Origin of the sequence: Marinobacter lacisalsi (genome assembly GCF_042651045.1) — a bacterium.
Classification (GTDB): domain Bacteria; phylum Pseudomonadota; class Gammaproteobacteria; order Pseudomonadales; family Oleiphilaceae; genus Marinobacter; species Marinobacter lacisalsi.
In genome coordinates this window covers 15,909-29,612 of record NZ_JBHSDI010000063.1, presented here as the reverse complement: position 1 = coordinate 29,612, position 13,704 = coordinate 15,909, and the positions used below count along the sequence as shown (strand labels likewise).

Sequence of the window (13,704 nt, the reverse complement as noted above, 5' to 3'; positions counted from 1 at the left end):
GTTTGCGTATCGCTGATTCCATGGCTTTTGTATCCTTTTTCTGCTTTAGTCCGCAGCCAGATTTTCAGGGGGTTCAGGGCAGCGGCCGTTGGTCACATCGGCGCAAGACCAGTTCTGGAAATAGTCCTCAAGGACGCTCATCTGCGGACGATCTACTCCGTTCCTGGGGTGTACTGTCAGGAAATAGTCCCCCCACCAGGCTCCGGCCGCCCAGTAGGCCCAGCCCCGCCAGGTCAGGGGATCATTGGTCTTCTCCAGGACCCGCTCCAGCGACGCCAGGCATTCTTGCCGTGGCGGTGAGCCGAACTCCCCCAGGAACAGCCGTTGATCGTTGTCATCAGCCCATTGGGAAATATTGCTGAACATGCTGTCGAAGTGCTCGGGGGGCAGGCAATCCGCCCTGGTTCCGGAGTAGCCCTCATTCAGGTATTGATGCACCTCGAGCACGCTCCGGTCCAGCGGATCGTGAAAGTCGGCAAATTCCACTGCGTTACTGCTGCCGGTCTTGATCTTGAACCACTCGTGTACACCACTCCAGCGACCACCGGACACGGCAATCAGATGAGGGATCTGCCGTTCGCGCAACGCGGTTACCGTCTCCTGGGCAACGTCTGCCCAATCGGCAATGTCCATACGATAAGGTTCGTTCATCAGGCCAAGGGCCACATGGTCCGCATCGTCCAGCTCTGATGCCAGCCTTGACCAGAAATCAATGAGGTGGGCGGTGGTTACCCTGCCCTCGCCGATGATATCCCCTTCATAGCCGGAGTAGTTGTGCAGGTCGATCAGCAGGCACTGGCCATGGCTCCGGGCGTTGACTACGGCCTTGCGGATCTGGTTAAGCTCGCTCTCGTGCAGCTCGCCGCCAAGCTCTCGCTGCACCCTTTCCCAGCGCACGGGCAGGCGAACCAGATTGGCTCCCTTCTCGGCGAAATACTGGAAATCCGATGGCGACGGATAGGTGTAATCGGTGAACAGTTCTCCCGGGATATTCTTGCTGTTGAACTCCGCTCCCGACAGGTTGACCCCACGCAGTGGTGCCTCCTGCAGGCAGACGGCTGAGGCTGAAGACAGACCGGCGAGCCCCAGAACAAGCCCGGCGAACCAGGGCAGCAGCCCCCGGACCGCGCGTCGGGAACCCGTTCTGCGAGAGTGGCGGTAGCGAGTCATCAGGAACCTCCCAGTGTGTCGTAAAGGTCAATGTATCGGTCCGCAATACGCGGCCAACTGTACTGACGGGCAAACGTCATCGCCTCTTCCCGCCGCGTTTCATGGGCAGCCTGGCCCTGGTCGTACAGCTTGTGGAGTTGCGCAGCGAGGGCTTCAGGTGAACCAGCGTCGGCGGTGATGCCGATACCCGATGCGTCGGTCAGCTTGCGAAACGGAGGGATACCGCTCAGAACCGGCGTAAGCCCTGCGCTCATGGCCTCGATCGCCGCCAGCCCGAACCCCTCATGGCGGGAAAGGCACAGAAACCAGGCGGCCTGGCCCATCAGCTCTGACAACCGCTGATCGGACGGGCTCGCCTCAAGCGTCACTGCGCCATCCGCAAGGTCCCGCCGACGGACCTCCTGATCGAGTGTCTCCAGGCTGAAGTCGTATTCACGCCCGGCGATGATCAGGTGCCAGCGAGGATCCTGCCTGCGCAGTACCCGCATGAGATCCAGTGTCTCCAGTAGCCCCTTGTTGGAGGACCAGCGACCGAAATAGATCAGCGTGCGGTTAATTTCCCGAGAGCCCTTGCCCGCATATTTATCCGTATTCACGCCATTCTCGATGACCTCCAGCCGGCTTTCGGGAACAATGTCACGAAAACGGCGTCCGTCATTTTCACTGGTGGCAACAATACGGTCGTAGGCGAAGGAGGAGGCTCGGGTAATGGTATTGAACCAGAGCTCTTTCAGCCGGCTGGCAAAGTCGGTGTGAAAAAAACCGCCGTGGGTCGACACCAGTAATGGCCGGCGATGCATCAGCCGGGTTATCGCCAGGTAATCGAAGAAAAAATCCACCCCGTGAACGTGGACCACATCAGCGCGGTCAATCTCCCGCAGCACCGACGGACACAAGGGGTAACGGCTGGAGCCCCGGTAGGGAAGACGGGTCACTGGTACGCCATCCACCACCTCGTCGGCATCCAGCACTTCGTCCGAATTACGGAACAGGCGGTTCAATGTGACGATGGAGGCATTCTGACGGCCGGACGACCGCTGGCAGGATGCGATATTCCGAACCACATCCTCCATGCCGCCCACCGAGGGATAATACTGCCGGATTACATGTACAACATTCAGACTCATGCGTCTGCCTCCTTGCGATGAGTCGCCAAACCAGTCCAGCCGGCCCAACCAGACCTGAGGTGCCGCGGTATCGGCAGGCGGGCAGGATCGGCGAGAATGGCACCAAACAGAAACCACAGCAGGGCTGAGGTCTTCATTGCGAACAACGATGTACCGCTGATGGTAAGAATCAGCGAAATATAAATGGCTGCGAAGCAGCGAAAGCGGGCAGCCCGTTCATCCGGCATCTGCATCATCCAGATGGTCAGCCAGAAACCCATCACCAGGACAATGCCAAAACTGGAGAGAAGGTGAGCATACCCCTGGTCCGGGAACCAGGCTCCGCCATCAGCGCCCAGCAGCATCTGTGTATCAAAGCTCATCAACGCCCAGGCACTGGTGACAAGACGACCGATGAACGTGTCGCTGTACCCGATGCCACTGAACATACCCAGGGCCACCAGCGCTCCCATAACCAGAATGGGCATGGCAGCAGGCAGGTACAGCATCCAGCCCCGGAAAGCGACCCGGACAAATACCAGAAGACTCACCGACAGCAACGCAAAACGGGAATCGGCCAGCACCATCATGGTGATACCGGCGGCGACGAACAGCCACATCAGGCCCTTTTCGTCACGCCCCTTGCTGAGCCCCCAGGCCACAACCAGGGTGGCAAAGTTACCCAGCGACACCGGCTCCAGAAAGACCGATGACACCCGGTGGTTGTCCAGCAACCATGGCAACAGGGTTCGCCCCATATCCTCGGGCCGTATGCCGTTCATCTGCAGCCGGCTATCCCGTTCGTACTCGGTGATTTCTTCCAGGCTGCCGATGTTCACGTAATAACCGAAGATGTCCAGGAAGTTCGTGAAGCTCTCCAGGGCAAACAGCTCGTAGAAACCCACCACCAGAACCACCGCGATCGCAATCTTCAGAATCCGGTCCGCCAGCCCGACGTCGCCAACATTCTTGCCTAGCCAGAAAAACCACAACGGAATCAGGACATCACGAAACCCCTTGATATCCAGCCCACCCCGGAAAAGCGCAAGCAGTAACAGCGTGGCGCCGGTCAGTGAGGCCAGTATGACCACGCCCGGGAGGAACCTGGGCAACAGCAGTGGCAAACAAGCGAGCATCAGCATGGCTTCCGCCAGACCAACCATCGCCCGGGATGCCGGGAACAGGTGGGTATTAATCAGACATAGTGCCAGCTGGTAGCACACGGCCCCGACCACAATGGCCATGACAAGTGGCCTCAGCAACACATGTTGAGCCGGATACTCTGCTGGCATGACCTTCCCTGCCTCGGGCCACCGCTGATACTGCGATGCCCGTTAAGTGTTCCCCGGCTACAGCAAGGCTTCCGGGCATGACATCAGTGTGAAAGGGCAACCCCGGTAATGGCGACCCCCAGCTCCCTGAGGCGATGCGTCGCCTTGTCCAGGGCCCTCAGCGGCGTGTGGTTCTCCCGGGCGACCATCAGGGCCGCACCCGAGCGCGCTGCGACCAGCTGTGCATCCAGGTTGCCGTTAAGCGCTGGCGTGTTGATCAGTACCGCATCGAATTTCGGTACCAACTGGGCCATCAGGGTCTGATAGCGTTTATGGGCCAGCAACTCCTGTGGGTTTGGCGCGACGGTGCCACCATTCAGGAGCCAAAGGGAATCCAGGGGAGGACAGTGACGGGGAATAGCCGATGAACGTCCCGCCAGGGCATCGGACAGCCCCCGCAGGTTGGGCAGACCGAACCATTCATGGAGCGACGGGTCCCGCAGGTTGCCGTCAATCAGCAGGGTGCGGGCACCGGTCTGCGCGATGACCACCGCCAGATTGGTTGCCAGGTCCCGGATACCCGACTCGCCGTCCACGCCGACCACCGCCAGTACTTTGTTATCAGGCCGATTGAAATAGCGCAGCATCAGTTCGCTACGGAGACTGCGCAGGGCCTCTACCCGGGGATGGGTTGGCTGGTATGCCGCGATCACCCTCGGGTGCAGACTGACCTCACTTGCCGGGCGAGCCACCACGGGATAGGCAAATTGCTCGGCAAGAACGGCTTTCACATCCTCAGCAGTGACCAGCCCCAGGGACTGGGCAGCCTCGCCAAAACGGATCCCTTTCTGTTTCTGCAGACCCAGTATCCGGTCCAGGTCATCACCATGGATCAGCCCCTTCTGAACCATGAGCCGGCCCATCAGGTCAGTCTGGTTCGGGATATGGGAGCCATCCCGGAATAGCGGAAGCGCTACTTCAGTCATACCGTCCGAGCCTCTCTCTGGCGATAGGTACCTGCGGTATCAGGTAGATAGGCGAGCACCGGAATACCCAGGGTTTCCTCGATATCCGACCGGCTCCGCACCCTGCGATTGGCGAGTTCGAGTAACAATGAAAGCGCTACTCCAAGCAGAAAGCCCAGCACCGTGGCAATCACCAGGTTGAGCTTGATATTGGGTGATGAGGGCAACGAGGGCGGAACGGCCTTGTTGAGCACGGTCACGCTGGCCTCGGCCAGCCTGCTTTCCAGGGAATTTGACTGGGCTCTTCCGGAGGCCGCGTTATAGGCCTCCTGGGCCATCTGGACTTCCTGCTGCAGGAGATCCAGTTCGTCCCGCTTGGCCTTCAGCGATAAAACCCGTTCTTTTTGCTGATCAAAGGCCTGCTGGAGCTCCTGCAACCGGCTTTCAGAGACTTCGGCCGTTGAATTCAGGCTACGGGCAGCAATGCCACGTTCGGTGGCCAGGCTCTGACGCAAGGCCTGCACTTCGGCAAGCTGACGGCGGTATTCCGGGTGGCGTTCGCCATAACGCGTCGACATTTCCTCCAGTTCCGCCTGGGCTCGGCTCAGCTCGGAGCGCAGACTCTGGATCGCCGCACTGTTGGGAATGGAAGCGTCGGCCCCCTCGCCACTACGCAACTGGTCCTGGGTACTCTGGTCCTGGGCCTCCACCAGGCGGGAAGACAGCTCCGCCAGCCGGGCGTTCTCCAGATCCAGCTGTTCATTCATACCGACGATGCCATGCTTCTGCTGGAAGTCGGAAAAATTCTTCCGCGCTTCCCGCAGATTTCCCCTGAGCACATCCAGCTGATCCTGGTACCACTTTGAGAAGCGTCGCGCCGGATCCGTGCGCAGTTCGATGCTGGTATCAATATAGGCGGTTGCCAGGCTGTTGAGCGCCCCCGCAGCCACCTGGGGATCTTCAGCGGTCATGGAAATCGTCATCACACTGCTGTCCTTGCCGGGCTCGACAGTGAGATTCCGGCGAACGTAGCCAGACAGCCAACCAGCGGGATTCACTTTACCTTCAGCCTGCTCTTCAGCAGCCCGTTGATCCACCAGCGCCCGGACGTCTTCAGGAAGGTATTCATAGACGCGCTCCGCTACCCGCCGGCTGCGGATAATTTCTGACTGCGTCGACATATAACCCGAACGCGCGGAGACCGTCTCCCCGGTCACCCGGTCCTGCACCTTGCCCTCCATGATCAGCTCGGTGGACGCGGCGTACTTGCGTGGCATGAACATGGATACCACGCTCATGGCGCCAACGCAGACCACGACGAGCGCCGCCGTGATCCACCATCGAGCCAACAGGATTCTCAACAGACTGCTCAGGCTCATGCCTCTCTCCCTGGAAGCGGTTTCAGAACAGGCTTTCCTTGACGAACAGCACATCCCCGTCGCGGATCGGATCAGACAACTCCACGTCGAGTGTTTTCACCGTGCCATCCGCCTGCTTGCGGTAGAGCACCACCCCGCCGGTATTGGCCCGGGGGTTGAAACCACCGCTGACCGACAGCGCCTGCATAACGTTCAGGGGACGGTCCAGAGTGTAGGTCCCCGGCTTCTGGACCTGGCCATGGACATAGAACTGTTCCGCCTTGGGGACGAACAGGGTATCGCCCTTTCGAACCTGTACGGCCGGCCGGTTGCCCGCCTGGCCATCCAGCAGTTCCGTCAGGAAGTACTCCTGGCGGACCTGTTGGCCATCCGCATCCTCTCGTATCAGTACCAGCCGTTCGCCGCCACCATTCTTGATACCTCCGGCCAGGGCCAGAATCTCGGTCAGGCTGGTGTTTCCCTCAAGGGCAATCTTGCCCGGCTGATTCACATGCCCCAGCACCGATACCGTGTTACTGCGGTATTCTTCCACCACGACATTGACGTTTGCGTTACGGAGATAACCTTCGTTTTCCAGACGGGATTCCAGCAAGCGGCTGACGGCCGGCGGTGTCATTCCCTGGACGTTCACCCTGCCGATCAGCGCCATGGTGATGGTGCCATCTGCAGCCACTTCCGTTGTGGTACTCATGTCTTCCTGGCCATAAACGGAAATATCCACCCGGTCGCCGATCCCGAGTTCATAGGCATCCTGTGCCTGCGCCGCCATGGCCGTCAGCAGCATCAATGCCATTACCAGAATCGATCTCCGGAAAGTAATGCTCTTCATCATCCCAATCCATCCCTTGTTGGAGCGTCAGCACGTCAGGCACACCTCGGGGGCGAAACCTGAACCGTTCCATGCAATTGCTGGGCCTTTGGATACATGGCCCGGGTAAGAATTCAATCACACCACGCACTCTCGGCCACTCTACCGGCCTTGATTCACAAGGCCTGGCGGCAACCAGCGCGGCATCTATTATGCGCACCTATTCGCAGCATCATCAACGTGTCGCAGCAAAGGGTATATGACCGAATACAAACGGTAACTACATGTTTTACAGAGCTTTTAAAGACTACCAACGGAACATGACAGCGTGATTATGAGATATTCATCACAGTCACGCCGGTCAGTTCGACGATGAAGCCAATAAGGTCGTCGCGGAGGGGAATAGCCCGGGCAAGCCCGGGCACGGGCGGGATTCAGTGGCTCTGGTGACCACCGGAGTGATCCATGGCCGGCGCTGCACCCGGCTGTTCAACGTGGAGTTTGATGGCAATAGGATCCAGCTCTTCAAAGGTCAGCGTCAACGGCACTTCATCACCTTCCATCAGCGGCCTTTCAAGCTGTTCCAGCATGAGGTGGTAGCTGTGCGGCTTCAGGGTCACGGTTTCCCCGGCCGCGACTGTCAGCCCGTCCTTGAGCGGGCGCATCTTCATCAGGCCGTCCTGCATGGTCGTTTCATGAATGGAGACCCGCGCCGCCAACGGCGTCTGCCCGGCCACCAGAGTGACCGCCGCATCCCCCCGGTTGCTGATGGTCATGTACCCCACGCCAACCGGCGTCCCCGGTGGTGTCGGTCGAGACCAGGGGTGACTGATGGTCAGATCGCCGTGTTGATAGTCTTGGGCCAGGGTGGGAGTGGCTACAACAAGGAGTCCGAGGGAAAAAATACAAGCTTTCGACAACATGGTCATTCTCTTGGTCTGGTTCAGGAAGATAACGACAGTTTTCCCCGAACCGTCACAACTGACAAGTCTCAGCGGTGCGATATATTGTCACGCACCTGGAAATGCCGATGCAGGAACGGCCTGAAGGCACTCATGGGCGAGCCGGGGCGTTCCCCGGGCCAGATACCACTACTGAAGCCGTCCAACCCGTATCCCGGCTTCATCCCGTCGCCCGCAAATGGCTCGAGGAGAGCAGGGTCCGCACTGATCAGGTGCACCGGCACATCACGGCTGGCATCCTCTCCGGTCACCAGCGGCGCTGGCTGATGATCCCCGAGGACCACCAGCAGTGATCGCTGGTTCATGCGGTTCTCGATGTAACCCGCCACCACATTGATACTGTATGCAACAGCCCGGGCGTAATGCGCTCTCACCCGTTCCGGGTCTTTCCACAATGACACCGGAGCCTCCCCGGCCCCCCGCCAGGGTTCAAACACTTCCCCTCTGCCAATAGAGCGCCAGTCTTCCAGCACGGGCAATACCGGAACCCATGGCGCGTGACTGCTGATCAGCGATAACTCCGCAAAGACAGGCACCTGCGACGGCTCCAGAATAGCACTGTGCAGCCATGACCAGGTGTACTGGTCGGGCATTGTGACCCAGTTCAGGGCCGGCCCAAGGTAGTCCATGGAATCGGCATCCAGAATCCGGTCATAACCCAGCGCCCGCCCTTCCGGCCACGCCATGGTTATCGCTGGCATAACAGCAACCGTTTCGTGTCCGGTCGCCTGGAAATCGTTGATCAGGGTCGGGCTCCGGCTGGCCAGCAGGGCATCATAGTCCTGTTGATTATCGATCCACAGGCCACTCACCAATGTGCCATGGGCAAGCCAGGACTGTCCGCCCTGAACCGGCGAACGCAGGCGGCCCGAGACCACGTGGAAACCGCGCGCTTGCACGGCACTCTCGAGATTGGCCAGGGCTTGCTGCACCACCGGTCGATAGCGCTCGTCAAACAATGCCGATACGCCATAGGATTCCACGAAAGCCAGCACAACCGTGGTGTCGGTCAGGCCTCCCAGCGCCACGGGGCTACTGCCCCGCTCCATCGGCCCTGCCGTTATTCGCTCCCGGAAATGCTGGCTGGCCTGATGGGCCTCCAGTGCCTCGCCAGCGTGGACAGCACCGATCCTCACCACGGTTGCCCCCACCAGCTGTGCCGGCAGTATCAGACCTGTCACAGCCATACCTGCCATCCCGACAGCCAGGTGACGACCGGGCACCTGACGGGCCTGATCGCCGATGCGTAACAGCAGGCCCGCCACCAGCGCTACCAGTATCAGACACAGGGCAAGGGCCACGACGAAGACCAGCAGAGCTCCCATCCAGCCGAGGTTGGCCACCAGCAGATCCACACTGGCCCCCATAATGGACAGATCAAGATACAGGTTCAGGGAACGCCCCAGGCTGAGTCTGACCATACTGTCGAGCAGGACAAACAGGGCCGAGAGGCCGTAGAGCACACCGGCTCCCCACGCCAGCCCGAGCCTCAGCGACCGGGCTGGCAGCCACAGGAACAGCCCGGCCAGCACCAGGCCTTCCGCGGCAATCCACGGCACGCTGGCAGACCCCGGAATCATCAGGGCCAGCAGAAGCGCATTGAGAACAAAAACCAGAAAAACCAGACGCCGCATGTCACCTGAACCGGATTAACCAACGGGTTGATAAAAGCGTGTACGAGCAGGCCGCAAGCCCGGGCTCGTCGCAAATACAGGTTTACTCTACCGCCTCCCCCGCCATAACGGACAGGATTGCTGATGAACAATCTGTCAGGCCCGTGGAAATGCGGATTGCGTCATGGGCAGATGAAATGAAATTATTGTTATTATTAGCTGACAAACAACAAACTGTTGTCCCGTGCCCTTGAGCCCAGGACACGCCAATGACAGGATTTTCCCATGTCCAGACAGGTCCCGCAGGTCGACCCGGAAGGGTTGCTTGAGTACTCCGTGGTCTTCAATGATCGCTCCCTGAACCATATGTCCGCTGTCTTCCAGCAGGTCATGCGTGACATTTCCGCCACGCTCAAACAGACCTACAAAGCCGAGGGTGCCGTGGTTGTGCCTGGTGGTGGCAGCTTTGGTATGGAAGCGGTCGCACGCCAGCTGGCTCACGACCGGCGCTGTCTGGTCATCCGCAACGGCTGGTTCAGCTACCGGTGGAGCCAGATTTTTGACATGGGGCGCATCCCCTCACAGGCAACGATACTGAAAGCCGGCCCCGTCAGCGACGGTCGCCAGGCGGCCTACGCCCCGCCGCCTGTCGATGAGGTGGTGGCCAGCATCCTCTCGGAAAAGCCGGAAGTGGTCTTTGCCCCCCATGTCGAAACCGCCTCGGGCATGGTGCTGCCGGATGACTACCTCAAAGCGATCGGCGACGCCGTGGATCACGTCGGTGGCCTGTTCGTGCTGGACTGCGTGGCGTCCGGTGCGCTCTGGGTGGACATGAAAGCCTGTGGTGTGGACGTGCTGATCACTGCCCCGCAAAAAGGCTGGAGTGCCTCGCCTTGTGCCGCACTTATCGCCCTGAGCGGTCGCGCCCTGGAGCGCATCGAACAGACCACAAGCAGCAGTTTTGCCGCCGACCTGAAAAAGTGGCTGAACATCATGCGGGCTTACGAAGACGGCGGCCATGCCTACCACGCCACCATGCCTACGGACACCCTGGCGATACTGCGGGATGCCATGCAGGAAACCTGGAGAACGGGGCTGGATACACTCAAGGCCCGGCAGTGGGAGCTGGGCAGGCAGGTGCGGGCGCTGTTTGCCGAAGCCGGCTTCCGCAGCGTTGCCGCCCCGGGCTTTGAGGCACCCGGAGTGGTCGTGCTGTACACCGACAATATCGATATCCACAACACCCGCCTTTTCCGGGAACAGGGCATCCAGACCGCTGCGGGCGTCCCCATGATGTGCGATGAGCCGGAAGATTTCCGCACCTTCCGTGTCGGCCTGTTCGGACTGGAGAAGCTGAACAATATCGACCGCACCGTCGACAATCTGCGCCAGGCCCTGACGGCAATCAACCCGACGGACCGCTGAAACGCGGAGCCGGTGCCGCCATGGCATAAAGCCACAGGCCCCTATTTTCCGGGCATGCGCCCGGTACGCTCCAGCCGCCGGGTCACCATCCGGTGATAGGCGCGAGCCAGCAGGGGCCGTATCACCGGCAGGCCGATCAGCCAGGCCAGGGGCTTGAGCACTGGCGCCCGGGACATCAGCAGGATATAGGCGTCAAGCTCCCGGTGGATGCGTCCATCACTGTCCTCCACGTGCAATTCCTGCAGGGCGGCGTCGGGGTCGATGCCAACGGCCTTCAGCTCCTCGTCGCGGCCAGTGATGTCCACCCATTCCACGTTGTCGGCCGCCTGGCCCGCCAGCTTTTCGTACTGGCGACGGTCGCGGATGCAGCTCGGGCAGGAGCCGTCGTAGTAGACACGAAGTCTGTCACGATCTTCCGGCATGGTGCCTCCTCATTGGTGAGCATCACCCTTTCTGTTGTTCGTGGGGCACTTTCAGGCTGCTTTCAACCAGCGGGAATAACGCCAGCTGCTGATAGCGGGAGCCATCCGGCCCCGGTTGGCTGAGAAACAGGCTGACGCCGTCGACCGTAAAGACCGGTGCCGCCTCATTCCGGAACTGCTTCAGGAAGTCACCGGCCGGGCCCGCCTGGTGCCGGCTGAAACGGGCCAGAGTGATGTGCGGATGGAAGCGGCGGGCTTCCACCCGGAATCCGGAGTGCTCGAGCCGTTGGCAGAGCGCCCCATGGAGCGACCGCAGGAAATCTTCAGGCCCGGCCCCCGCCCACAGGGTACGGGGCTGCTCAGGATCACCAAAGCAGCTCACCCCCATGGGCTCCAGGTCGAATGCCGGAGCCTCCAGGCCATCCAGTGCCCGGAACAATGCCGGTACCCGCTCCGGTGCCACCTCACCCAGAAAGCACAGGGTCAGGTGCAGTTGCTCGCGGCGTTGCCAGCGGGCGCCAGGAATGTCACTGCTCCAGCTCATCAGGCATTTCTTGACCGGTTCAGGCAAGGCCAGCCCCAGAAACAGTCTTGGCACGGCAGGCTCCTCAGGAAGAATGTCGGCGGGGTGGAAACCACCACCAGCTGGCCAGTACCAGCAACCCGAACCCGGTATACAGGGCAATAAATACCCACGCTGGCGCCTCGTAGTAAAGCAGCTGCTGCAGCCAGTGTTCGACGAAACTGCCCTCATAGCCGGCCTGCCCGGCCTGACGCCGCAGCCAGATCTCCAGGGTGGTGAGCGGACAGATTACGCCCAGCCAGGCCTGGGCCACCACCACGGCAATGGCAGCAAGATGGGCCAGACGGAACCACAGGTGGTTGACCCACCTCCAGCCAAGGCCATTACCCGCCAGCACCACTACCAGCCCCAGCACCACAAACAGCACGATCGCCACGTGCAGCATTAGCACTCCATCCGCCAGCCACTGCCAGATCATTGCGCGCCCTCGCAGCGGCGAACCTGATCCAGATCCAGGTTACCGCCAGTCAGCACCAGCAGGTCCGCGCGCTCAGGCGCCGGCTCGACCGAGCCCTCCAGCAGGGCAGCCAGGCCCACGGCAGCACCCGGCTCCACATAAAGCCGGGCCTCTGTCAGCAACAGCCGGGTTGCCTCCCGAATCGCCGGTTCACTCACCGTCACCATCCGGTCTACCACCTGGCGCGTGGCCGCAAAGGTGTACTCGCCCACCACAGCCGGTGCCAGGCTGGCGGCCCAGGTATCCACGGACTCGAGGCTCGCGGCGGGATCATTTCGACGCCAGGCATTGCCCATGGTGGCTGCCCCCTCCGGCTCTATGCCAATGATCTCCACCTCCGGCCGGCTGGCCTTCACGGCAAGCGCGAGGCCGGATATCAGGCCACCACCACCCACCGGACACAGTATCCGGCACATATCAGGGCATTGCTCCAGCAACTCCAGCCCCACCGTACCCTGCCCGGCCATGACGCGAAGGTCGTTATACGGATGCACCAGGGTCAGGTTCTGGTCTTCCACCCGTTGATGACAAAGCGCAACGGCGTCCTGGATGCTGCCATGCACTTTTACTTCGGCGCCCAGGTCCCGGGTACGCCGGATTTTCATCTCGCTGGAACCCTCTGGCATCACCACGGTCAATGGCGTGCCTGTGCGGGCAGCAGCCCAGGCCAGGGCAATGGCATGGTTGCCGGCAGACACTGTTACCAGCCCCCCTTTCAATTCCTGCTCCGTCGCCGTCCGTACCCAGTTGAGCGCACCCCGGGCCTTGAAGCTGCCTGTGCGTTGCAGGTTCTCGCATTTCAGTAACAGGGAGTGGCCGGCGGCCTGATCCAGATCCGCCGACTGCCAGACCGGCGTCTGGATGACATTATCCCGAATCCGGTCACCGGCCTGACGTATGACTGCCTGATCCGGCAAGGTTGATGGCTGCATAACCGCCTCCTGGCAACTGACTACTTCCTGAAGAATCTTGGATTACGTTCGACAAACGTTCCAATCCACCGTTCCAGAAAAGAGGCCTGCTGCGGATTCCTCAGGTAATGCCAGCCCAGCAGGGAGATTGCCAGGGCACCCAGGGCATCCACGATCAGATCCCACATGGTGTCGGTCAGTCCTGACGGGTCACCCAGCATGGGCTTCTGCATGTTCATGCCGAACAGCGTATCCATGGTGAACTCGAAGATCTCCCACAAGGCCCCCACGCCGAGGGCGAACAGGAACGCAAAGAACGCAACGAAACCGGGCTTCATGTGGACCTCGATACGCTCGGTTTCGTTCATGATGTGCACCAGCAGGAAACCCAGGATACCCAGCAACACGCCTGAGGACGTGTGCAGGGCGATATCCCACCACCAGAAGCGGGTGTAGTAATCGCGGACCTCTCCCAGAAACAGGGACGCAAACACGAAGCCGATGGCCAACAGCTGCAGCTCCGGCGGTATATGAATCCGGAAACGTCGCTCCAGCAACACGGGCAGGAAAGTCACGATGATGATCAGTGCGGTGAAAAAGCCGGTGAACCAGCGTCCGGTCCACAAAGCCAC

At 60.6% G+C, this 13,704-nt stretch carries 14 protein-coding genes; 1 reads left to right on the top strand and 13 read right to left on the bottom strand.

Features of this window, described 5'->3' with window-relative positions:
• Positions 1-45: 45 nt before the first annotated feature.
• From ACFOZ5_RS18575 to ACFOZ5_RS18540, 8 genes are all read right to left on the bottom strand, one after another.
• A complete protein-coding gene (locus tag ACFOZ5_RS18575; RefSeq protein ID WP_379890159.1) occupies positions 46-1,170 on the bottom strand; it encodes a glycoside hydrolase family 5 protein in 1,125 nt (374 codons plus the stop codon).
• Positions 1,170-2,297 carry a glycosyltransferase family 4 protein gene (locus tag ACFOZ5_RS18570; protein WP_379890157.1) on the bottom strand — a complete coding sequence of 376 codons (1,128 nt, stop codon included), beginning with the start codon at positions 2,295-2,297 and terminating at the stop codon, positions 1,170-1,172. Before ACFOZ5_RS18570 ends, ACFOZ5_RS18575 begins: the two co-directional genes overlap by 1 nt.
• On the bottom strand, positions 2,294-3,568 hold the full coding sequence (locus tag ACFOZ5_RS18565) for a polysaccharide biosynthesis protein GumE (RefSeq protein WP_379890155.1): 1,275 nt from the start codon (positions 3,566-3,568) through the stop codon (positions 2,294-2,296). The genes ACFOZ5_RS18570 and ACFOZ5_RS18565 overlap by 4 nt, the downstream gene beginning before the upstream one ends.
• An 83-nt stretch (positions 3,569-3,651) precedes the next feature.
• Positions 3,652-4,533, bottom strand: a complete 882-nt coding sequence (locus ACFOZ5_RS18560) for a CpsD/CapB family tyrosine-protein kinase (RefSeq protein WP_379890153.1) — start codon at positions 4,531-4,533, stop codon at positions 3,652-3,654.
• A complete protein-coding gene (locus ACFOZ5_RS18555; protein WP_379890151.1) occupies positions 4,530-5,891 on the bottom strand; it encodes a Wzz/FepE/Etk N-terminal domain-containing protein in 1,362 nt (453 codons plus the stop codon). Before ACFOZ5_RS18555 ends, ACFOZ5_RS18560 begins: the two co-directional genes overlap by 4 nt.
• Positions 5,892-5,913: 22 nt before the next feature.
• A complete protein-coding gene (locus tag ACFOZ5_RS18550; RefSeq protein ID WP_379890149.1) occupies positions 5,914-6,684 on the bottom strand; it encodes a polysaccharide biosynthesis/export family protein in 771 nt (256 codons plus the stop codon).
• Between the two features lie 449 nt (positions 6,685-7,133).
• The gene (locus ACFOZ5_RS18545) at positions 7,134-7,622 is read right to left on the bottom strand and encodes a copper chaperone PCu(A)C (protein WP_379890147.1); all 489 of its coding nucleotides are present in this window, start codon (positions 7,620-7,622) and stop codon (positions 7,134-7,136) included.
• A gap of 68 nt (positions 7,623-7,690) precedes the next feature.
• Positions 7,691-9,295 carry a hypothetical protein gene (locus tag ACFOZ5_RS18540; protein ID WP_379890145.1) on the bottom strand — a complete coding sequence of 535 codons (1,605 nt, stop codon included), beginning with the start codon at positions 9,293-9,295 and terminating at the stop codon, positions 7,691-7,693.
• A gap of 264 nt (positions 9,296-9,559) precedes the next feature.
• Between ACFOZ5_RS18540 and ACFOZ5_RS18535 the strand changes: the two genes are divergently transcribed.
• Positions 9,560-10,699 carry an aminotransferase class V-fold PLP-dependent enzyme gene (locus tag ACFOZ5_RS18535; protein WP_379890142.1) on the top strand — a complete coding sequence of 380 codons (1,140 nt, stop codon included), beginning with the start codon at positions 9,560-9,562 and terminating at the stop codon, positions 10,697-10,699.
• A gap of 41 nt (positions 10,700-10,740) precedes the next feature.
• On the opposite strand, the gene ACFOZ5_RS18530 is transcribed toward ACFOZ5_RS18535, so the two are convergent.
• From ACFOZ5_RS18530 to ACFOZ5_RS18510, 5 genes are read right to left on the bottom strand one after another with little or no spacing between them, the layout of a single operon-like run.
• Positions 10,741-11,121 (bottom strand): thiol-disulfide oxidoreductase DCC family protein, encoded by a 381-nt coding sequence (locus ACFOZ5_RS18530; protein ID WP_379890139.1) that lies wholly within the window; start codon positions 11,119-11,121, stop codon positions 10,741-10,743.
• A gap of 22 nt (positions 11,122-11,143) precedes the next feature.
• Positions 11,144-11,719 (bottom strand): RNA 2',3'-cyclic phosphodiesterase, encoded by a 576-nt coding sequence (gene thpR, locus ACFOZ5_RS18525; protein ID WP_379890137.1) that lies wholly within the window; start codon positions 11,717-11,719, stop codon positions 11,144-11,146.
• 10 nt (positions 11,720-11,729) lie between these two features.
• Positions 11,730-12,122 (bottom strand): DUF2784 domain-containing protein, encoded by a 393-nt coding sequence (locus ACFOZ5_RS18520; RefSeq protein WP_379890135.1) that lies wholly within the window; start codon positions 12,120-12,122, stop codon positions 11,730-11,732.
• A complete protein-coding gene (locus ACFOZ5_RS18515; RefSeq protein ID WP_379890133.1) occupies positions 12,119-13,093 on the bottom strand; it encodes a threonine ammonia-lyase in 975 nt (324 codons plus the stop codon). Before ACFOZ5_RS18515 ends, ACFOZ5_RS18520 begins: the two co-directional genes overlap by 4 nt.
• A gap of 20 nt (positions 13,094-13,113) precedes the next feature.
• The gene (locus ACFOZ5_RS18510) at positions 13,114-13,704 is read right to left on the bottom strand and encodes a hypothetical protein (RefSeq protein WP_379890131.1); all 591 of its coding nucleotides are present in this window, start codon (positions 13,702-13,704) and stop codon (positions 13,114-13,116) included.